This is a genomic window from Micromonospora sp. NPDC049171, from assembly GCF_040648275.1.
In the GTDB taxonomy this organism is placed as follows: Bacteria; Actinomycetota; Actinomycetes; order Mycobacteriales; family Micromonosporaceae; genus Micromonospora.
Window position 1 is genome coordinate 121,841 of the sequence record NZ_JBEZDJ010000013.1, and the last position, 19,713, is coordinate 141,553.

Annotated in this window: 19 protein-coding genes; 5 read left to right on the forward strand and 14 right to left on the reverse strand. The window is 66.9% G+C overall.

The genetic code is table 11. The annotated features are described in order from the left end of the window. Positions 1-10 precede the first annotated feature (10 nt). From AB0B14_RS18215 to AB0B14_RS18225, 3 genes are all read left to right on the forward strand, one after another. Positions 11-1,156 carry a hypothetical protein gene (locus AB0B14_RS18215; RefSeq protein ID WP_357523083.1) on the forward strand — a complete coding sequence of 382 codons (1,146 nt, stop codon included), beginning with the start codon at positions 11-13 and terminating at the stop codon, positions 1,154-1,156. Continuing rightward, on the forward strand, positions 1,153-1,662 hold the full coding sequence (locus tag AB0B14_RS18220) for a DUF4913 domain-containing protein (protein WP_357523084.1): 510 nt from the start codon (positions 1,153-1,155) through the stop codon (positions 1,660-1,662). Before AB0B14_RS18215 ends, AB0B14_RS18220 begins: the two co-directional genes overlap by 4 nt. A 1,206-nt stretch (positions 1,663-2,868) precedes the next feature. Beyond that, on the forward strand, positions 2,869-3,447 hold the full coding sequence (locus AB0B14_RS18225) for a hypothetical protein (protein ID WP_357523085.1): 579 nt from the start codon (positions 2,869-2,871) through the stop codon (positions 3,445-3,447). A gap of 97 nt (positions 3,448-3,544) precedes the next feature. Here AB0B14_RS18225 and AB0B14_RS18230 read toward each other — a convergent pair whose 3' ends face one another. The 7 genes from AB0B14_RS18230 to AB0B14_RS18260 are packed head-to-tail and all read right to left on the reverse strand — an operon-like array spanning position 3,545 to position 11,992. Continuing rightward, a complete protein-coding gene (locus AB0B14_RS18230) occupies positions 3,545-4,681 on the reverse strand; it encodes a toprim domain-containing protein (protein ID WP_357523086.1) in 1,137 nt (378 codons plus the stop codon). Between the two features lie 28 nt (positions 4,682-4,709). Continuing rightward, positions 4,710-6,545, reverse strand: a complete 1,836-nt coding sequence (locus AB0B14_RS18235) for a TraM recognition domain-containing protein (protein ID WP_357523087.1) — start codon at positions 6,543-6,545, stop codon at positions 4,710-4,712. Further along, positions 6,542-7,987, reverse strand: coding sequence for a hypothetical protein (locus tag AB0B14_RS18240; protein ID WP_357523088.1), 1,446 nt, complete (start codon positions 7,985-7,987; stop codon positions 6,542-6,544). Before AB0B14_RS18240 ends, AB0B14_RS18235 begins: the two co-directional genes overlap by 4 nt. Before the next feature lie 21 nt (positions 7,988-8,008). Next, a complete protein-coding gene (locus tag AB0B14_RS18245) occupies positions 8,009-9,496 on the reverse strand; it encodes an SCO6880 family protein (protein ID WP_357523089.1) in 1,488 nt (495 codons plus the stop codon). Next, on the reverse strand, positions 9,493-10,941 hold the full coding sequence (locus AB0B14_RS18250) for a hypothetical protein (RefSeq protein ID WP_357523090.1): 1,449 nt from the start codon (positions 10,939-10,941) through the stop codon (positions 9,493-9,495). The genes AB0B14_RS18245 and AB0B14_RS18250 overlap by 4 nt, the downstream gene beginning before the upstream one ends. A gap of 4 nt (positions 10,942-10,945) precedes the next feature. Then, the gene (locus tag AB0B14_RS18255; protein ID WP_357523091.1) at positions 10,946-11,692 is read right to left on the reverse strand and encodes a hypothetical protein; all 747 of its coding nucleotides are present in this window, start codon (positions 11,690-11,692) and stop codon (positions 10,946-10,948) included. Between the two features lie 3 nt (positions 11,693-11,695). Continuing rightward, a complete protein-coding gene (locus tag AB0B14_RS18260) occupies positions 11,696-11,992 on the reverse strand; it encodes a hypothetical protein (RefSeq protein ID WP_357523092.1) in 297 nt (98 codons plus the stop codon). 166 nt (positions 11,993-12,158) lie between these two features. On the opposite strand from AB0B14_RS18260, the gene AB0B14_RS18265 reads away from it, so the two are divergent. Together AB0B14_RS18265 and AB0B14_RS18270 are read left to right on the forward strand one after the other, a co-directional pair. After that, complete coding sequence (locus tag AB0B14_RS18265; protein ID WP_357523093.1) at positions 12,159-12,743, forward strand: hypothetical protein; 585 nt, start codon at positions 12,159-12,161, stop codon at positions 12,741-12,743. Then, positions 12,740-13,795, forward strand: a complete 1,056-nt coding sequence (locus tag AB0B14_RS18270; protein ID WP_357523094.1) for a C40 family peptidase — start codon at positions 12,740-12,742, stop codon at positions 13,793-13,795. The genes AB0B14_RS18265 and AB0B14_RS18270 overlap by 4 nt, the downstream gene beginning before the upstream one ends. 118 nt (positions 13,796-13,913) lie before the next feature. On the opposite strand, the gene AB0B14_RS18275 is transcribed toward AB0B14_RS18270, so the two are convergent. From AB0B14_RS18275 to AB0B14_RS18305, 7 genes are all read right to left on the reverse strand, one after another. Continuing rightward, on the reverse strand, positions 13,914-14,687 hold the full coding sequence (locus AB0B14_RS18275; protein ID WP_357523095.1) for a hypothetical protein: 774 nt from the start codon (positions 14,685-14,687) through the stop codon (positions 13,914-13,916). A 956-nt stretch (positions 14,688-15,643) separates the two neighbouring features. After that, positions 15,644-15,853: a hypothetical protein gene (locus AB0B14_RS18280; protein ID WP_357523096.1), complete on the reverse strand. Its 210-nt coding sequence runs from the start codon at positions 15,851-15,853 to the stop codon at positions 15,644-15,646. 151 nt (positions 15,854-16,004) lie between these two features. Continuing rightward, positions 16,005-16,523 carry a hypothetical protein gene (locus AB0B14_RS18285; protein WP_357523188.1) on the reverse strand — a complete coding sequence of 173 codons (519 nt, stop codon included), beginning with the start codon at positions 16,521-16,523 and terminating at the stop codon, positions 16,005-16,007. A 102-nt stretch (positions 16,524-16,625) separates the two neighbouring features. Then, complete coding sequence (locus AB0B14_RS18290; RefSeq protein WP_357523097.1) at positions 16,626-17,930, reverse strand: MAB_1171c family putative transporter; 1,305 nt, start codon at positions 17,928-17,930, stop codon at positions 16,626-16,628. Then, positions 17,930-18,439 (reverse strand): hypothetical protein, encoded by a 510-nt coding sequence (locus AB0B14_RS18295; RefSeq protein ID WP_357079614.1) that lies wholly within the window; start codon positions 18,437-18,439, stop codon positions 17,930-17,932. Before AB0B14_RS18295 ends, AB0B14_RS18290 begins: the two co-directional genes overlap by 1 nt. Positions 18,440-18,523: 84 nt before the next feature. Next, positions 18,524-19,144: a hypothetical protein gene (locus AB0B14_RS18300; protein WP_357523098.1), complete on the reverse strand. Its 621-nt coding sequence runs from the start codon at positions 19,142-19,144 to the stop codon at positions 18,524-18,526. Further along, a complete protein-coding gene (locus tag AB0B14_RS18305) occupies positions 19,144-19,593 on the reverse strand; it encodes a hypothetical protein (protein ID WP_357079609.1) in 450 nt (149 codons plus the stop codon). Before AB0B14_RS18305 ends, AB0B14_RS18300 begins: the two co-directional genes overlap by 1 nt. Positions 19,594-19,713: the final 120 nt, after the last annotated feature.

Sequence of the window (19,713 nt, forward strand, 5' to 3'; positions counted from 1 at the left end):
GGAGGTGCATGTGTCGCACCCGCAGCAACACGAGGACCCGATGGCCGAGACCCGCCAACAGTTCCTACAAGGGCTGGCGACGATGGCGACCGTCGGCGAGGCCGGCGCCCGCTGGGCCGCCGTGGGCATCCAGAACAAGGCCGCCGAACGGGAACGCGATGCCCGCCGCGACATGGCCGCCGCGGCGGCCCGCCGCGAAGCCGACCGACTGGCAGCGAAGGTACGAGCGGACCGGGTACGCATGGCGGCGTCGCTGGACGGCGATTGGCTGGTCAACAAGGCCACCTTCACCGAGGCCGCTGCCGTCTGGCGTACCGCGACGATCCACGCCAGTAGCGACCCGGTAGCCCAGCGGGCGGCCGAGTTCGCCGAGCAACGGCTGCGGCAGATCCGTCCCGACCTGATGGCCGCCTACGACCGCCACCGGCAGTCCGGAGCACCCATCCCTGAGGCCATGCGTACCGCTGCCCGGGAGGTGTGGGAGCGCGACGCCCGCGTCGGTCACCGCGCGTACGGCGGAGCTCGCGCGCACGGCGGTACGCCCGAGCGGCGTGGGATCACCCCGGACGGTCCAGCAGCGCTGCCACCCGGTGGTCGTGCGGTAGTAGACGGCTTCGACGCCGCCGTCAGGCATGAGGCGATGAAGCTGGCCGAGTACGTCCGGCCGGAGGCTCTCGACGAGTTGCAGCGCCAGTGGCGTGCCATGGGAAAGCTCCCCGCTGGCGAACCGGTGCAGCTGCTCCGCGACCTCGCGGCAGAGATGAACCAGGCGATCAGGACCAGCGATGCCGACGGTCAGCCGGTCGAGGCGATCCGCCTCGCGCAGAGCCACGTGGAGGAGACCTTGGCCCGCGACCTGCAGAGTCGAGCGGCTGCCGAGCGCGGCGAAGGAGTCCGTGACGGCGGGACAATCGATGATCCGCGTACCTCGGCTAACGATCACGCAGCCGGACAGTCGGCAAGCATGCTCCACGACGACAACGCCGATCAGTTCGCCGCCTCTGTGGCTGCCGTCCGCCACGCTGACACGCTCGCGACGCCGGCCTGGGTACAGGCCTTCCCGAAGCTTCGCGTACCCCAGGTCAATGCCGCAGTCGCCGGGAAGCAACCCGCGACAGCGGTCACCGCGGTGCAGATGCAGGGCAGGACACGATGACGGCCACCACGTCGCAGCGGACACCCAACCGCGCGGCTAATGGAATCGACGAGCTTAGTGCTGAGGTGGCGAGACTGGCTGCACAGGTTGCTGGTTTGCAGCAGGCACAAGCCGAACGTGCCCCCGCTCGCGACGGGGATGATCAGCCGTCGCTGTACTCGACGGTCGAGCAGTGGGTGGCCACCTACCTGCTGCCGACCTTCCCGCGCCCAGCCGGCGAGGTCGGCATGACCCGGTGGCACTGGTGCGAGCAATGGTGGCGCCACGACGAAGCGGTCACACGGCTGACGGCCCTGTGGTACGGCTGGGAGCAGGCGCGACTACAGCTGACCGGCATGCTGCCCTGGCTGCGGGAGCTCGACCACCAGTTGCCCATCCTGTACGGCGACGATGGGCCATTCCGCAACTGCGCTGCGAGCAGCGACTTGGGTGTGACGCGACACCACTCGTCGCCGGAGATGTCCGGCGAGCCCGCGCCAGCTAACTGGTGGAGTTGGTGGGACTGACGTTTGGTGCGAGCTGGCTGCGCCTAGCAGAATACGCCGCCGTGCCTTGTCTTGTAATTGAGGCGCCGCCAAAGCTTGCGGCGCCTCAATTCCTTGGAAAGGCCACCCGCTTCGACCGCATCTTTCTTCGTGCGGCCGCGGGCAGATCGCGGCATAACAGCGTGCCATTCACTCGGATGCCTGCTTGGGGGCTCTTTTGAGCGTCGCGAGGGGAGGCGGCCTGCCATCTGCAGGACGAGCACGGTAGGCGAGCTCGTGAAGCCCCAAACCGAGAAGCCTGAGAGCTGGCGGGTTCTGCACCGGTAACGTAGAACCGGTGACCCCGCCGGCTGACCGACAGTTCGCGTAGTGGAACCAGGCCGGCTCGACGGTCGGTCGCCGGGCAACAGGAACGCCGCCGTCACCGCCAGCCCCACGGCGACAGCGTCGACCGGTGCCGACACGTTCACCGCTGGCTGCCATCCGTCAGCTTGCCGGTCGAACCGACCGTAGCCTCGCTCAGCAGCAGCGGCTCCCCTGGGAGACCTCTGCCTGTCGGCAATCCGACGGGTTCTCATCTCCTCTCTCGCCCCCGGGTATCCGGTATCGTTCGATGAATGCCAGCAGACTGTCAGGTTGAGGATTGTGGCATAGCCGCGATCGGGCGCTGCTTCGAATGCAACAACGCATTCTGTCTTACCCACCAAGCTCGCACATTATCGACGGCTTTTGTGGACCAATGTCGAATCTGCTATCTCGCTCGCCTGAGGCAGGCTCATCGAGACTCGCACTCCGCACCTAGAGATTTCATTCCATCCGGGGCGCGAGATCTCTTGCTCGAGGTCGGCGCAGAGAAGTGTGACCTATATGTCGTTCGGGAGGAGTGGCAACCCGGCCGGTTCCGCAGCGGCCGCACAGTCGAATATAAATCGAAGGAGAGCGAAGGGTGGATCCTCGGCGAGTTTGAGTGGCGGTACAACGACGGCGGGAACTATGGTGGCACCGACGTGAAGGGGGGATGGGAGACAGCTCTACTCGCAGAGGGTAACAGTTATTGGAGCCTTGGAAGCCATGGACTCGCTCGGGTAACGATTCGACCAAACGGTGTCGTAGCGCTTGAAGGGCAGATGGCAAGTTTCAATGATCAGCAGCTCGGAGCTGTCGCCGATGCGGTGAAAAAATTGGCAGATCAGTATAACCGTCCCGCGCCCTGACCTCGACTGAAGAATGCGAAACACTACCAAGATAATCGCCGGCACCACCTGTGGAGTGCTTGCGTTTTCCTTCCGAGACTTCGATGATCGCAACTTCGCCTTCTGGTCGATGTTGGCGATCGCCGGGAATTTCTACGCCAATGTGGCCACGGATGCCATGGTTGAGGCGTGGCGAGGTCCCCGAAGCGTAACGCCGGCCTCCCATGCTGCGCGACAGCTCCTAGTTTGCAGCCTAGCTTTATTGTCGTTTATTGCGCTTGCGTTTGTTGGTCAATCTGTTCTGGTCACGCTGAACGCTCGGGTATTGCAATTTGACAGTGAGTACTCGGATCTGATGAGTGTGGGTCTACTGATCTTGGCTTGCCTATGCGGCTGGGTTTCGGCGATTGGAGCAGGCTACGCCGCATTCGGTGGAGCAGAAGCCTTTTTCCAAGCAGTAGACCGCCGCTCGAACAAAAGACCCATCTATCGGCTTCTGCAAGTAGCGTCGGGTATTCTTGGGTTCGGCATCGGGGGCTACGTCGCGCTCGCTACATTCTGGGTTAGGTACGGAACATTTTCGCTGGATCAGGTCATCTTATTTCGATCGTGAAGGGCGTGCAGCAATCAGCCCCTGGCATGGCGTCCATGGTAGAAGTTCAGCCACCCAGTTAGATGGATTTGATCTGCGGTGCAGTGACGGGTCGCCTCTACGGAAGTCGTGCTCGACTTTGCGGACGGAGGTCGTGTAGCGCGTCTTCAAGGTGTGCGATGGCGGTGATCGCGACGGTGTCGACCCCGACTCCGGTGTACGTGACGATGCGCCGAGCCACTCTGATCGCCTCATCTGGGCTCGTCGCCTCAAATAGCAGCGGCACGAGGACGCGCACCGTGGCACACCTGCCTTCGACGTCCTCGAGCAGCCGCGGATAGCGTTCGATGAGGTGGGCGATGCGGTGGTCGAGCACCGTATCGAGCATGGGCTGCGCCTGTTGCTGCAGGGCTGTCCGAAGCCGAGCCCTGCCGTATGGCCTGCGCAGCAGGTCTGCCGGGTCGGCGCCGGCGCTGAACTCGGCAGCGAGCAGCGGGCCAGGAGGTCGCGGGTAACGGAGCAGTTGCCAGGCCCGATCCATCGCCGCGTGGCCCGCTGGGTCCGCGTCGAATGCCGCGACCAGGCCCTGCGCGGCGCCGGGCAGCTTCCGCAGGATTGTGGCCTGGCTGCCGGTGAGGGTCGTGCCGCACGGTGCGAGGGCTACCGCTCCGCTCCGGCGGGACCGGGAGTAGGACAGCCACACTGCGAGGACGTCGGCGGGTCCTTCGACGAGAACCGGCGTCCATCCTGCCCTGACGCGGTCCTGCTGCTCGGCGATGCCGAACAGCAGCTGGCTCTTGTCGTAGATTGCTGTCCGCGAATTGTTGATGTACTTCGGTACGTCCTTGCCGGCATCAGGGCTGCATCGGCCGAGAAATGCCACGGCGTATCCGGCCGGCTCGCGTACCGGAAACATGACCCGGTCCCGGAATACGTCAATGAGTCGGTCCCGGTCCGTCCGGGTGCGTGTCGACAGGCCCGCGCCGACCAACTCCTCCGCGGTAAAGCCGGCGGCAAGGAGGTGGCGTGTCAGCGAACTCCAGCCCGGTGGTGCGTATCCAATCCGCCATGGCCACTCTCGCTGCACGACGACACCGAGGCCCCGTTCGGCGAGATAGGCACGGGGACCGTCAGCGTGTTTGAGCTGGGCGCGGTAGTAGGTCACCGCGGCCTCGACGGCCGCCAGCAGCCGCGCGGGCTTGGTCCCGGTGCCGGGTTCCGGGAACGTCGGTTGGTTGAGTCGAGGTGCTCCCATCGCCTGCCTCCTATATCCCAAGCTAGCTTCAGTCGACCCGTCCCCGCCAGGCGCGCTGCGCCATCCGGTCTCGTCGGGCGGCTCGGGTGCGGTGTGCCTGTCGAGTCATCTCGACGCTGGAGGCGGCCACAGCAGCGGTCAATCGCGCAGCGTTCGGCTCGTCGTACCAGGGCAGTAGGTTGAGCATTGCCACCTTCACGCCGGTGGCGAACAGCAGCGCGGAGCCCTTCGGTAATGCGCGGATGTGCGCCGGGTCGAGGATGCGCTGCCGACGCACTGACGTCTGGTACGAGGTGTTGCCCTTCCCGTCACGGGTGCGGGAGGCGACGGTGACGTCGTGCTCGCCGATGAGCCGGGACAGGTCCTCAGCGAACCGAGCGTCGTCGATGCCGGCACCAACCAGCTTGACCGTGGCCGCAGACCAGAGCGCGTCCATGCCCTGCTCACCCCACACTCTGGTCCCTTGCCGGTAGGACTGCAGGATGGTCAGCGGGATGATGCCCCGGCTACCGAAGTGGCTGTACAACTCCGGCAGGTCCGCGATCTTGCAGATGTTCGCGGCCTCGTCCAGGCAGGCGACCAGCGGCGGATCGAGTCGGCCCCCGTCCGCCTCGGCAAGCATCACCGCGGCGCGTAACACCTGGTCGGTGAGTCCAGCGACGAGCGGTGCGGCCGCTCCGGCACCGTCCTTAGAAAGCAAGTAGAGCGTGTCCGAGCTCTCCACGAACGCTTCAACGTGCAGCATCGGTAGCGGCAGGTCCGGTGGGGTGACCCAGGCCATGATGGTCGGGTTGGCCAGGCACGCCGCCGCAGTCCGAGCGGTCTCGTAGAGCCCTTCGCGAGTCTCCGGCGCGCCGGCTTGCCGACCGGACATCGCCCGCGCTGAGGCACCGAACCCGTGGCTCTTGAGGATCGTCGCCGGTTCTCGTGAGGTCGAGTCCGACAACCACGCCTGTACCGACGTGAGCGTGCGGCCCTCCAGCGCGGCAGCGAGGATCAGCGACGTGAGCAGGTCCAGCGCGCCCTGGATCCAGAAGTCGTCGCTGCCCTGCGAGTTGCGGACCTGTTGGACGAAGTGGTTCGCCAGCCGGTGGGCGTCCTCGACGTCCTCAACGGTGGCCAACGGGTTCCACCACCAGCTTCGCGGCACGTGGGCGATGGACTGCGGGTCGAACACCCACACGGTGCCATGCTCTGCGCGAACGGCTGCCGTCGTGGCCCACAGGTCGGGTTTGTTACTGGTGGCGAGGGCCGCCCCTGGCGCGTTGACGACGGACTGCACCGCCAGAGCGGTCGTCTTGCCGGCGCGGGGCGCCATCACTGCAAGGATGACGTCCTCCCAGGAGGAGTAGAGCCGATGACCTGAGCCGCGCGGCCGCCGATGCTCACCGAGCACGATCCCCGTGGACTCGGCGGAAATCTCCTTCACCTCCGAATCCGCCAGGCCACGCCGTAAACGCCGCGTCTTGGCGGCCACCGCGGGCAGCGTCATCGCACGCACCTCAGCCGGGCCGGCCAGTGACCGTAGCGGGTCCTCGGCATCGGGCCTGCGCCCCTGCCACCACACTGCCGCGAGAGTGACCAGGCCGAGCAACACCAGCAGCAACACCGAATAGACCAGACCGATGACGGCAGGGGACACCCCGGGCCACAGTGCCGACCATTCGGTACGCAGCAGGTGCTCCAGGTACGCAGACCCGAAGCCGGGTCCGGTGGCGGGTCGCCTGGTCACGGCGGAGGCGATGCGCCCGGCCAGCCAGGACAGCCACATCAGGACGATCGCCGCCCACGCGAGGCCGAGCATCAGGAACGGAGTGAGTGGGCCACCCATGGTGCCGCGCGGCTCGATAGGCCGGGTACTCATGGCTGCACCTGCCGGATCGCGGCGTCGGTGTCGTAGAGCTCCCACTCGTCGTCGACCAGGGTCAGCGACACCGGCAGTCCGTTGCGTTCACCGGTCTTGATCAAGTACTTGCCCCGGCCAGGATGGACCGAGCCGGCGAACCATGCTTCCGGTGCCGCCCAGGACGCGACCAGGTGCTGCTCGGGTCCCGACAGCTTGATGACCTCGTTGACACGGTTGAGTTCGCGGGGCGGCAGCCCGGCGAGGATTTTGATCGCGGACCGTTCGATGAAGCCCTGCGCCTTTGCCCGGTCCTCCGGAGTCGGCAGAGCGTCGAGGTCGGCGAGAGAGTGGGTGACCATCACGCTGGCCATTCCGCGTTGCCGGTTGAGTCGGGTGAGCGCGTCGGCGTGCTCGACGAGGCCGGATGCACCACGCAGGGCTCGCCACAGCTCGTCCATCACGCCGAGGTACTGCCGGCGCGGTGCGAGGCCCTGGTCCGCCAGTACGGATGCGGCGTCGACCATGCCGAAGCCGTACGCCCAGGTGCACAGCATCGCGGCGGCCACCAGCTGGTCCCCGGCGGCGGCGACCTGGGAGATGTCGACGCTGACAGCCGGGGCGTCCAGATCCAGCGACTTTGTCGTCGGGCCGTCGAACACCCCGCGCAGGCTGCCCTCGCACAGCAGCGCCAGGGTAGGTACGAGCTGGTCGACGCGGCGGCGGTACTCACCGTCGGTCCGCGCCCGGGCCGCGGTCAGCAACTCGTCGGCGCCGGCTTCGACCAGGCTCAGCACGTCCGGCACTGTGGGATCCCGGTCAAGGCGCTCGGCGAGTACGTCGATCGCCCGCCCGAGGATGATCTCCTCGGTGTTGTTGAGCGCCTGTCCTCGCACCAGGGCGCACAGAGCCAGCAGGAGAGACATGCGCCGGCCCCGGATCTCGAGCCGCAGTTGCCGAGCGTCGGCGCTGCCCATGCGCGCGAGCGCGCTGCCCAGCGGGCCGGAGTCCAGTGGGTTGAGCCGGTTGAGGCCGCGGCCGACGCGGATGACCTGCCCGCCCAGATGCTCGACGAGTCGGGTGTAGTCGGGCTTGGTGTCGCCGAGAATCAGAGCGCTGGTGCCGAACCCGGTCATGCCGGTGATGAGTCGCTTGACCACCGTGGATTTGCCGACGCCGGGTTGGCCGAGGACGAACACACCGGGGTTGGTGATGAGGCCTTCGCGCAGCCATTCGAGAGGGTCGAGGCAGACGACCTCGCCCCACAGCATGTGCCGCCCGATCGGTACGCCGATCGTGGGTGCCCCGGATCCGGCGACGAAGGGGAACAGCCCGCAGAGCTGGATCGTCGTTCCCTGGTACTCCATGCCGGGGGAAATATGGCTGGCTCGGCCGGCGCCGGGTGTCCGTACACCCCATGCTGGCGCCGGCGCGACCGCGTCTGCGGCGGCGGTGCTCTTCATGAATCTCTCCTGGTCGTGTGGTCAGCGGGGCCAGTGGCGGGCCAGCTGCGGCGGGCATATGCCGCAGGGCAGGGTGGTGGCGAAGCCGGCGGCTTGGCTGGCGCGCAGCTGCCGCAGCCGGATCTTGGCGACGTCGGCGCGGGACTCGACGTCGGCGATGGCCCGGCCCAGGTCGTCGACGCGGACGACGGTGGTCGTGATGAACAGCGACATCAGGCCCACCCCGGACCCGGTCGCTTCTTCCCGCGCGGTCTGTAGGGCCCTTTCCCGGTCGGCGTGGTCGCGAGCGGACTCGTCGCGTTTCTGCGCCCGGTTGTACGCCGCCCGGAACGCTGCGGCGTTGACTTCGCTCTCCACGATGCGAGCGGCCTCCCCAGCGGGGAAAGGTCGGTACAGCAGCGAAACCCGCTTTGGGTACGGGCCGGGAGCCAGCAGCCGGGCGAGGACGTCGGCGTGCACGTGCTGACGTGGTGCCTCGTGCCACGCCCATGAGACCGAGGTGCCGGAGTCGTGCACGTACCGGTCGAGGTGCTCTTCGGCCATCACCGGTCCGGCGGTGTCCCAGTCCAACCACCGGCTCAGATCCAGCCCGGGAGTCGTTACCAGCCGGGCCATGTCACCTCGGCTGGCCGGGTCGAACGCCGTCCGCACGATGGCCGAGATGGTCTCCGCGCTGGCTCGGCCGAGGACGGTCAGTCCGCAGCTGCCCAGCGAGTCCTGCAGACCCGGCAAGGTTCGGCTGATCTCCTCCAGGGCCTCGTCGACGCCCTGGGGTTTGCTGGGGGAGGCACCGGGCTTGAAAGTCACCGACACCCGGGTCTCCACGTCGGCGGCGGCTGCCGGGGACAGCTCCACCAGCCGTTGCAGCACCCGGCGGGCGGAAGCCGGTCCGTGGGGGACGATCCGTCGGCTGACGTGGTCGGCCAATCGGGAACCCGGATCCGGGGCGGTGTCCACGGTGACGGTGACGTGGTCGACGATCGGCAGGTAGCCCAGGTTCGCCAACCAGCCGCCCCAGTTGGCCACCCACGCCGCGCTCGCGTCGGGATCGGCCAGCCAGGTCGACGTGGCCGCGCAGCGCAGTGTCACCGTCATGGTGCCCAACCGGCGGTTGTAGACCGCCCCGTACCCGCCGCCCTCGTCCGCGACGGTCAGCAGGGTTGTCGGTGCGAGTACACCCGGCAGTTGCCAGGCATGTTCGCCGGCCACCATCACCCCGGAGCGGTACGAGGTGTAGCCGCGGCTGGTGCCGATCAGCCATCGCACTCGCTGTGCGATTCCGGCTGACAGCGGCACCCCGTCCCAGCGCAGGACCAGTAACACCACGAGCAGTACACAGGGACCGGCGGCAATGGCCAGCGCCCGCAGTCCCATCGATCCGGAGAGGATCAGCGCGGTGATCGCCACGAGGACGACGAAGGTTTGCGTCGGTCCGAGGCCGAACAGGCCCATGCCCCGAGCCCGCCGCCAGCCCCCGTAGGTACGGATCCGCGCCTGTTCGCTACTCACGACGGCGCACCTCCGTCCCGCATCGCGGAGGTGGCCGTGTTCGCGCCCGCCTTCGCTGCCGCGGCCCCTGCCTGCGCGGCCAGGACGGTGCCGATGACAACCGGTGCCGCCGGCCCGGTCGCGGCTCCCGCCGCTCCGGCTGCTGCTGTGCCGCCCCCAGCCGCTGCGCCACCCGAGGCCGCAGCGCTTCCGCCGGCGGACGCGGTAGCGCCGGTGCCGGCGGGCACGGTGGCCGTGGGTGTTACCGGACCCGGCATGCCGCCAGCGGAGACACTGCCGCTGATCACCGTCGGCGCGTTACCAGCAGCGCCCCCACCGGATCCACCGGTGGGCGAGGGCGTGGATGGAGTCGGCATGGCCCCGGTGGGACCGTTACCGCCGCCGTTACCGGGACCCCTCGACTCCATGTAGCGTGCGTGGTCGCCGGCGCTGTGACCGCCGGCCGCTCCGCGTATCGAGGAGGCGGCGTGCAGGCCCGCAGCCGCGCCGGCGCCGACCATGCCGAGGCCTCCGCCCCCGGAGGCGACGCTGCCGGTGAAGACCGTGAAGAACTTCATCAGCGCGGGCAGGGCGATTACCGACAGGGCCAGCATGCCCAGGCCCATCAGCCAGTCCCGCCCGTTGCCGCGCATCATCATGAACGAGGTGGCGTACACCGACACCGCCGCCGGCTTGTAGAGCGCGAGCGCAAGCGACCAGCCGAGAGTTTTGTGCAGCCAGTGACTGGTGCCTCGGGTGATGGAGCCGGACGCCGCGAGCTCGAGCAGTCCGGGCAGGATGACCACGGCGCCTTCGCGGAAGACCATCAGGATGGTCTGCACCACAGCGGCGAGGATGACGACAACGCCAACGAGAATCATCACGAACGGGGCCACCTCAGCACCGGGCAGCAGCAGCGCCCCGAGCGCTGCACTCATGGCCACGTTGGGCGGCTCGTTGGACTCCTTAAAGATTGCCTCGTTCAGCAGCCACATCGAGTAGCTGTCACCGGCCTTGAGGACCAGGTGGGTGCCGGCGATGCCGACGCTGCCCCAGAGAGCGGTGTTCCAGACCCCCCTAACAGCCTGCAGAAGCGGGGCGCCTCTGCGGCTGATGACGATGGTGATGCCCTGCCAAATCAACCCAGCCACCAAAACCAGGATCGTGATCGGCAGCATGAACCCGCGCAGCTGCTGCGCTGGACCGGCGGCCCCGTTGCACTGGGCCACCCAGTCGGTGGCCCACTGCCCCGGGTCGGAGCCGCTGGTCGGACACAGGTTGTTCGACGGGATGAGCGTCCAGCTGGTCAGGAGGGTGGCGACCCACTGAATCGCGTCTTCAACCTCGCTGGCTAGCCCGTTGAGAAGCGCGGTGACCATCGAGTCACGGGCCTCGACGCCAGTGTTGATACCACCGACGATGACGCCGGCGCAGGTCGTGGGCATGAAAGGGCTGCAGAAAGGCATGAGCTCACCTGCCCGCGCTGAAGGGAAGGAACATGGCGGTGTAGGGATCCAAGACGACGGTTACGGCCTGGTCGAACGTCCCGCCGGCCGGAGCCAGCAGCGCCCAGTCCGAACCCGTCCAGCGCACGCGTACCTCGGTGCTGACTATCAGCGACGTACCCGAGCCGTCCGGAGCCTCGGTCAGCAAGCGAAGGACGACCTCGTCTTCGGTGTAGTTGACGATCCGGTAGCCGAGCAGGGTCGCGTTCAGGTGTCCGACGGGCTGCCCATCCGCCACGCCCGTCTGGCCGCGCAGCTCGTCGTACGCCTGCCTGACCTGGACCCGCATCGCGGCCGCGTCGGCTCCGACGATCTGAGTACGCAGCGTGGGCTCGAAAACAACCGGACCGACCTGCGGGTTCACGCGCACGACAATGTGCACGGCGGCCAGCACGGCACCACCAGGATCGTGTGCAAATCCCCGAGCCTGGCCCTCGTCGGAGACGCGAGGACCGGACTGTTGCGACACAGGCACCGAGACTCCCGCAACGTCGACCCAGCCCAGGTCACGAGGCAGGACTGCCTGCCCGTTGGCGGTCGTCTCGGGGCGCACCGGCACCGGCCCCAAGGGTGAGGAAGCAGGACGATCCGAGTCCGCAGCGAACACCATCGCCACGGCCGCAGCGCCGAGCACCGCGGCAGCGGCCAGACTGAGGGCGGTAACCCGGCGACGCGTGGTGCGGCGGGCGCGGGAGATGACGTCGTAGGTCATGACTCAGCCCGGCAGAACTGCGCCGACGACCACGGCCGCAACCGCGCCGCACGTGAGCCCGGCCAGCACCCACGGGATGCCAGCCGCGCCATCGGCCGCGAACGCCGACCGGTTCCGGCGACCGACGGCCATCATGATCCCGCAGACAAGTAGGCCGCCGACGCCAGCGACGATGAGGAGCCACTTCATCCAGCCGATGAACAGATTCCCGGTGGCCTCAAGGCCGGGTGGGGCGGCGGGCGGGGGAGTAGGGACTGCCAGGGCGTCGAGCGCAGCCCCAGCGAGGTAGTGAGCAAGCACAGCAGTCTCCCGAAGGTCACGATGCCCTCGGTTGGGCATCTGCCCTGGACCTTCGCCGGGTAGGGCTGACGGCAGACTTGATGCTGGGATTGCTGCCACCGTTACCGCCGCTACCAGCCGCGACTGGCAGCGGTAACGGCGTCCGCGCCTCGGCAGCATCTTGGCCATGAATGCGCGAACTTATGCAGCAGTGGCAGTCGTCCTGATGCTGTCCGCTACCGGCTGTTCCGCCGTCGGGAAGCTGGCGGCGACCGCGCCGAGCACTACCAGCGCCCCGTCCGCTCCCGATCCCGCTGACGTCGTTGCCCCGGTGCCGCCGCCTTCGCAGGCCGGGTTCGCGTACGTCGATCCCGGCGAGGTGTGCATCCGGTTCACCGCGGCCCTCTATAGCGCCGACACGCGGCGGGATACCGGACCGGGGGACGCCTACAGCCGCGCCATCCGCTATGCCAGGGGCACGCTTGCGGGACAGAGCTCCGCCGCGAGGCAGGACGGTCGCTGGGCGACCTGGGTCGAACACCGGGCGTACGTCGACGCCGTTGTGGAACCCTTCGTCGACGCATTGCTACCAGCAGATACGGCGATCTCCGCGCGGCGCACGGTTCGGGTGACCGCAACACCCCTTGGTGAGGACGGCTGGCGGGGGCGGACCGAGCACAGCCTGGTGGACTGCACCCTGCGCCGCGGCGGCTCGGACGGATCCGGCTGGCGGGTCGCCGGATACGAGATCCGCCAGGCAGGTCTGCGATGAGCAAACCGTGGACATCCCTCGCGGGAGGGCTCGCTGTTGTGATCCTGGCACCGCTTGCGCTGGTCGTGTTCGTTGCCCTCGCAATGTTTGGAGTGAGCCCGGCGACGGGCTGCACCATCAACCCACCGAGCGTTTCGCCTGGTGCTTCAGCTGCGCAGCCGGAGTGGTCCGGCCAGGGCTCCTGGAACTCCGAGCAGGTCAGCAACGCGGCCATCATCGTCTCCGTTGGGGCCGAGCTGCACGTGCCGCGCTACGGCTGGGAAATCGCCGTGGCGACAGCCATGCAGGAATCCACCCTGCGCAACCTCGGCCACCTCGGCGCCGACAATGATCATGACTCGCTCGGACTGTTCCAGCAGCGACCCAGCCAGGGCTGGGGCACCCCCGAGCAGATCCTCGACCCCCGCCACGCCGCCCGGAAGTTCTACGAGCGCCTCGTCAAGATCGATGGCTGGCCTGCCATGCCGCTCACCCAGGCCGCGCAGGCCGTACAGCGGTCGGCGTTCCCCGACGCGTACGCAAGGTGGCAGCCCGAGGCGCAGCAGCTGGTCGCTCTGATCAGCGACGGCATGAACATTGTCTGCACCAGCGACGGCGGGGACGGACTGCCGTCCCTGGACGACGCTGGACTGCCCGACGGCTTCCTTCTGCCGTCTGACCCGCAGCTGCGGGCAGTCGTCGCCTTCGCCCTGGGCCAGCTCGGCAAGCCCTACGTCTGGGGGGCCGAAGGACCGGACAGCTACGACTGCTCCGGCCTGATGATGGCCGCCTGGGCCGAAGGCGGCGTGAAGATCCCCCGGGTCACCGCCGACCAGGTCCGTACAGGCGCCGCCGTTCCATCCCTGGCAGCGATGCGACCTGGGGACCTGATCTTCATCCCCGGTTCGGACGGCACGATGACCCGGCCCGGCCATGTCGGGATGTACATCGGTGTTGATCGGAGCGGACGGCAGTACCTCATACAAGCACCCAGCACTGGCGATGTCGTAAAGGTCGTCGCGGTCAGCAACTGGAGCAGGCAAGTCGCTGCTATCCGTAGGCCGACGCCGTGACAAGTCCTGTACTCGGTCAGATGACCTGGGGCGCTCACGGGGTCAAGCTAGGCGTGTCCAGCAGCACCTTTGGTCAAGCCGATCCGCATCTGCCGATGTGCGGATGTTGCCGGGTTTCTTACGGTGCTGTCGTCGGTTCCTGAGCTATAGCGGCGAGGACGTTCCTGGCGATACGGCCGGCGATGTGTGGTGGGATGCCGCTGACGCATGGTTCTTCCTCGTGGGCGACCCGGACGAGTCGCTGGATGTCCGTCCCGATCTCTTCCGCCCTGGGCCGGCCGAGTTCGACACCGAGCCAACGCAGCCACTCGATGATGCCTTCGGTCTCGCACCGCTCAAGCCACGGCTTGGCTGGGTCCGGGCGGGACAACAGCATGATGGCGGCAGATAGCCGGGCATATGGTGAGTCGTGGCCGTCAAGCGTGAGGCCTCGCGCATCTGGCAGTGCCATACCCTCCCGCTCTGACGTGAGAACGTCGAACAGCGCCGGACCCACGTGCGACGGAAGCGTCTGAACCCGGGCGCGTTCGCTGATGCTGAGCCCGACATTCACCCGTGACGCGTTCCCAGGATCATCGACCCGCACGATCACGCGCTGGACGCCGGTCTGTCCGATCCGCTGGGTCCAGCGCCCCAGCCTCTCAATGTCGCCTACACAGATCGTGTAGTCATCGAGGTCAAGTTCCCCATCGAAGACGAGGTGACCAACGAGCGGCATCGTGCCCGACCAGATCGACACACGAGTACGAGCGACCTGGCCGCGGGTGCGGATCGCCACATGCCGCTCATCAGCGCCTGCAGGCCCATCGCCCCAATCGAGCTCGGGCCAGGCCGTCGATCCGATGATCACCACTGGATGGTTGGCATGGACTTCGACGGCGGCCGTCAGCACGATTCTTCCCTCCGGTGGCGAGGCGGCGAGGCTGCACAGCACATAGATGCTCTCAGAACCCTTCCGCGGTCCTCATCGCGGGTATCTGGCCTCTCAGACGCTCGCTCATGCCGCGATCCGCATGCTTTACCGGGATCATCGTGCGTCGAGCCTGCCCGGGCGTACAGAGCCGGACAGGAGGACGAAGTTCAGCCGATGATGGCGGCGAGAGTTGGGTTCGCAGCTCGCGTCGTAGTCGACGGCTGCGGCGAGCAGTCTGGCGGTTGCTGAAAAAGCTGGGACTGCAGTTTCACCTACCAGTTCGTCGGGAGCCGGGTCGCCGACCGCTACCCGCAGACCCAGAACTGCGGGGTCGGGTCGGCTGATCAGCCGGTCCGTCGACGGCACCAGGGCTGGAGAACGACACCGAAGGCGCTGCAGGACGGGAAGACTTCGGTGGCGGCCATTGCGACGCCGCGATCTGGGCCCCGGTGACCGGCAGGGTGGGCGAGATCTGGTCGAGCAAGCGCTGCGCCAGGGTGGCGTCGATCTCGACGTCTGCGCTGATGCGAACATCGGCCGCGGTCGCCAGGTCCACGACGTCGTCGCTGGTGAACGCATCAGCTCCGAGAGTACTCAGCCGTCGCGCGAACTCCTGGACATTGATCATTTGCAGCCTCATCGTCGGATTGTTAATTATCCACCGTAACCCCCGCTTCGGTCGGCGGATCCTGCGCCCGCCGTGCGGGCCACTAGGGCCGACAGTCGGCGCCGACAACTGCGACCGCTGCGCGGAAGTCCGCAACTCTTCGGTGAGCTATTCGCGCGCCTGCAGGGCCGTCACGCTCTGTGTTACCCATGCTGTCCCGCGACGCCCGGAAATGCCGCGATCCGGGCGTTCGACCCCTCGTCGATGTCCGCTAATCCCCGAAGTCGAACGCGAGAGTGCCCGCCGCGATGCGGTCGATCAGATCAGATCAGATCAGATCACTGGCGTCGTCGGCTTGCCCGATGACGTTGTCCAGTCCGCTGCTGTTGATGTCTACCAGCAGCACCGCTGCGGGGTCGCTGCTCAGGTCAAAGGCGAGGTGTTCCGGGGGCGCGTGCGTCGGCCACCGTGACGCAGGCCTAGTTGGCGACAGCAGTCGGGGCCATGGCTGAAGCCCGAGCGAGTAGATCAGCAACATCCGGCCCCGGATTATTAGCATCGCCGCAGCGTTACCGGAACGGCCCGCACCAGCGCACGGTAGCCGCGATCCCCGCGTTGGTTGACTGCCCCACGGTACTGAACGTGGCTAGGGCGCCAACTGCCGGTGAGCCGCTGCAGCCCACGTCGATTCAGGTGAGGAGGAGAAACGCGGGCACAGCGATGAGGATGCCGGCGACAGCGCCCGCGACAACCTGACCGACCGTGTGATCGCCCAGCCGCACGCGGGACCAACCCACCAGGACGACGATCGCCAGCGAGAGGATCAGCGCTGGCCCAAACACGACGATCAGTACGGACATCGAGCCGCTGGCGACCGCGGCGTGCGCACTGAGCTTCCACACCTGGTTGATCGCGGTGACGATGAGCAGCACGGCGAACATCACCACGACCATGGCGACGAGCGGCCGGGGCGCGCCGGCGAGAACGAGCGCGGCGAGACCGACAAGGACGGACAGCAGTCCGTAGACCAGTGGCATACGGCGTTGCTCGCGTACCCCGATGTGGTGGTCGGTGAGTCGCCCTCGTCGTACGCCGACCCAGATGACGGCGTACGGGACGGCGGAGCAGAACAGTATGGCGAGCAGTGCCCAGCCGAGGCCGGTCATTACGGCGGGGGCCGTGCTGTGCAGGGCGATGATCAGCGGCATCAGGGCCGCGAAGACGGCTGGCGCACATGCTTCGGTGACGACCCGTGCCACTCGGGAAGTGCTGTTGGCAGGCAGGTCAACGAGTGCGGGCACGATGATGTTCTACCTCTCGGACGACTGCGGGGTAAGAGGCAACGCGTCGGATGTGACGCGCTTGATGATCATCCCGGCCATCGGGGTTGCGATCGCTCGGGCTACCTGGGCGAGCCACGTCACCTGGTCTGCGGCATCGAGGTCACCAGCGGCCGAGTCGCGGGGCGGGCCCAGTGGTAGGGCGAGGGCTTCGGTGGCCTCGCTGGAAGGGGGTACGCCATCGAGCCGGGACGCCAGTGCCGCACCAATGACGACGGCTTCGACCATGGCGGTCTGCTGCTCACCGACGAGGCCGCCTTCCTGAGCGGCGCTCTGCGCCTGCGCGAGGACTGCCGTCGACATCCACGGCCGCAGGGTGGCATAGCCGTCGAGAATCTCCACGGTGATCCTGACCCGTCGCAGGGAAGCGTCCCGGGCGATCGATAGTGCGCCGCGGACGCCCGACGGCGATGGAAGCAGCGCGATTTCAGGCAGTACGGCATGGATTTGCGTCCATAAAGGATAGAGCCGGTAGTAGTCCCGAAACGCGGCGGCCCCCACCCACAGCCGGTCCAGGCCCACGCGAGGACCCCAGGACGGAATTGTGGACCCGATTAGGACCAGCAGGATCGACGTGCTGAACGTCAGTACCACCACCGCATCCGTGATCAGGGCCCAGTCTGGGGACCTGTTTCCCAAGGCAACGGCTACGAGCTTGGCTGCCACGTATGCGAGCCCCCAGAGCGAGCCAACCGTGATCATCCGGAGGCCGAAGCGCAACAGCGGCCGATGGGCGATGCGAGCGTAACGGTTTGCCAAGACCACCACCTGCGTCAGTGACCAGCCCAGGTAGGCCAGGTACACGAACAGGTAGGCCAGGTACACGATGTGGAATGGAGGGTGGGACGGCTCGCCGTAGTACTCGGCGGGGCGAACGCGCGGATCTGAGCGACTGCCGTCCGAGAGTGTCACGACAAACATCACGATCATGACAGTGATGGTGAGCGCCAGGGCGATGGTCCGCCGCCGTACCCGCCGCTGGGTGCTGACGTCGCCGCTGGTCATGTAGAGAAGGAATGCCTGCGCCGCCGTGGCGCACATCAGTGAGAGGCAGTTGGACGTCAGTCGAGTGATATCCGGGATCCCGAACAGCTGGTCGATCTTTGGCATGAGCGGCTGAAGGGTCATCGAGATGGTGATCGCGATCAGGGCAAGGCACAGTGCACGAAGGGGGCGGTTGCCTCGGTCCCGTGCCAGGTCGCGCAACTTGTAGAGGCTCATGCCCCAGCAGATGAGCGTCACGGCGATCATGATGCCGCGAGCGAGGCTCACCATCAGGTGACCCGGCCTTCCAGCGTCGCCACCAGCCTGGCGGAGACTCGAGGATCAGCTGTCGCGGAGGTCGGAATTGTGGACCATGACTCGGCGCGTTGCACGGCGACCGTCCCGAAGACTTCAGCCCGGCGCTCGATCGGCTCGTCATACGCGAGACGTGCCAGTGCAATCTCGGGTACGGATGGATCCACCGACGGCATGAGCATGGCCGCGAGACATTCAAGATCATTCGGGATGGCGACATCGTCGAACATCATGTGCCCGTATTCATGACCGATGATGAGGCTCTGGCGCACTTTGCCGGCATTGGCGTCGTAAAAGACATAGTCGGAGAATTCGCCGGCTACCCAGAGGCCGTGGGGGGCAAGGGCTGGCAGGTGCCGGGGGATGAGGTGAACCTGCCGTCCGCGGCGATGCTCGATCCGGTCATGAAGTTGAGCGAAGGTGAAGGTCGAAGGCAGCTTGAGCGCGGCGAGAAGCTGCGCTGCCTGCTGTCGCAGGTGGCTCACGCTGCTATCGGTATGACGTTGCATCGAGTTCCCTGTTCATCAGGCTTCGGCATGGTTTGGTCCCGTGGCGAGATCTCGGCGGCCTCACCGCTCTGCCCTGCCCGGGTGGTACTCGAGAACCGAGGACAGCTGTGCCAGCAGCAGTGTCTGGGGTCCTGGCGGCGGCTTCGGCGCCACCCAGCCATTCGTCACTTGCAGCACCCGGGTGGCGAACAGCTCGGCTTGGTGTTCCTCGCGATGTGTGTAGACGACGCGCTTGAGATCCCGCCGCAGGCTGGCCATGTCAGCTGTGTGGAGCGCCCTCCTGATATCGCGGCCGACGGCGGGACTACCGACGTGAGCGAAGACCATGTGGCCGATGCCGTGTAGGACGAGATAGTCCCGGTGGAGGCGAGGCAGAGCCGATCCAATCAGGATGTGATCCGTCGTCGCGCCGCGACACCACATGGCGCGCGCCTCGGCCTGGCATGTTCGGACAGCCTTCACAACCAGCCGTCGGCCTCGGGCCCGCTGCAGTTCCGCGCAGAACTCACCCACACTGAAGGTCGCTGGCATGGTGAGGCTGTGCAGGACCTCGTCGCATCGGCGAATCTGCTGCTCATTCCACGCTGTGGCCTGGTTGTCGTGGCACCACCAGCTCTGTAACCGTACGCAGCCGGCGGTGACCGGCGGTCGGTGGCTTGATTGTTTGAAGACGTCGGTCATCAGCGGCGCTGCCGATCGGTGCTCTCCGACCGGCTGCGGGCGGCAGCCTCCAGCCGCTGCACCTGCTCGATCATGGCCACAACTGCGGCATGGCCCTCTGGCGATAGCCGAGCGTCTATCAGGCGCATGGCCACCTGCTTGATAAGCGGATCGGTCAGAGCCTGGGCGAGCCTGTGCTCATGTTGATCTTCCGACGTCTCAGCGAAGAAGGTGGGCGGCTGCCCAAAGAAGGCCGCAATGGCGTCGACGACCGATCGCCGTGGGTCGGGCGATCGACCCTGGCGGAGGTTGCTCAGGTGGGTGTGGGAGATCTTGCATCCTCGACGCGTTAATTCGTTCGCGACGTAACGGATGCTGTAGGGCTTCCCGGCAGGGTCCGTGACATGCAGAAATAGCCAGTCGAGCCGTTCGGCGAACGTCTCGCCGGCTGATTCATCGGCCTCGACCATCGGGACTCCTCGCGACTTGGAACACAAGGTTTACACGACGGTCCATGCTGGAATCAAGCATTGACACGGCTACACGCTGTGTGCGTAACATTACGAGCCTCTGGCAGCGGGTGTGGCCAA

What these genes read in the sequence shown, in the direction of transcription:
- AB0B14_RS18250 (WP_357523090.1), bottom strand. Translation starts at nt 10,941, where the DNA reads ATGCCTTTCTGCAGCCCTTTCATGCCCACGACCTGCGCCGGCGTCATC.
- AB0B14_RS18220 (WP_357523084.1), top strand. Translation starts at nt 1,153, where the DNA reads ATGACGGCCACCACGTCGCAGCGGACACCCAACCGCGCGGCTAATGGA.
- AB0B14_RS18305 (WP_357079609.1), bottom strand. Translation starts at nt 19,593, where the DNA reads ATGGTCGAGGCCGATGAATCAGCCGGCGAGACGTTCGCCGAACGGCTC.
- AB0B14_RS18290 (WP_357523097.1), bottom strand. Translation starts at nt 17,930, where the DNA reads ATGGTGAGCCTCGCTCGCGGCATCATGATCGCCGTGACGCTCATCTGC.
- AB0B14_RS18230 (WP_357523086.1), bottom strand. Translation starts at nt 4,681, where the DNA reads ATGGGAGCACCTCGACTCAACCAACCGACGTTCCCGGAACCCGGCACC.
- AB0B14_RS18225 (WP_357523085.1), top strand. Translation starts at nt 2,869, where the DNA reads ATGCGAAACACTACCAAGATAATCGCCGGCACCACCTGTGGAGTGCTT.
- AB0B14_RS18235 (WP_357523087.1), bottom strand. Translation starts at nt 6,545, where the DNA reads ATGAGTACCCGGCCTATCGAGCCGCGCGGCACCATGGGTGGCCCACTC.
- AB0B14_RS18300 (WP_357523098.1), bottom strand. Translation starts at nt 19,144, where the DNA reads ATGACCGACGTCTTCAAACAATCAAGCCACCGACCGCCGGTCACCGCC.
- AB0B14_RS18280 (WP_357523096.1), bottom strand. Translation starts at nt 15,853, where the DNA reads ATGTTGCTGATCTACTCGCTCGGGCTTCAGCCATGGCCCCGACTGCTG.
- AB0B14_RS18265 (WP_357523093.1), top strand. Translation starts at nt 12,159, where the DNA reads ATGAATGCGCGAACTTATGCAGCAGTGGCAGTCGTCCTGATGCTGTCC.
- AB0B14_RS18240 (WP_357523088.1), bottom strand. Translation starts at nt 7,987, where the DNA reads ATGAAGAGCACCGCCGCCGCAGACGCGGTCGCGCCGGCGCCAGCATGG.
- AB0B14_RS18285 (WP_357523188.1), bottom strand. Translation starts at nt 16,523, where the DNA reads ATGCCGCTGATCATCGCCCTGCACAGCACGGCCCCCGCCGTAATGACC.
- AB0B14_RS18255 (WP_357523091.1), bottom strand. Translation starts at nt 11,692, where the DNA reads ATGACCTACGACGTCATCTCCCGCGCCCGCCGCACCACGCGTCGCCGG.
- AB0B14_RS18270 (WP_357523094.1), top strand. Translation starts at nt 12,740, where the DNA reads ATGAGCAAACCGTGGACATCCCTCGCGGGAGGGCTCGCTGTTGTGATC.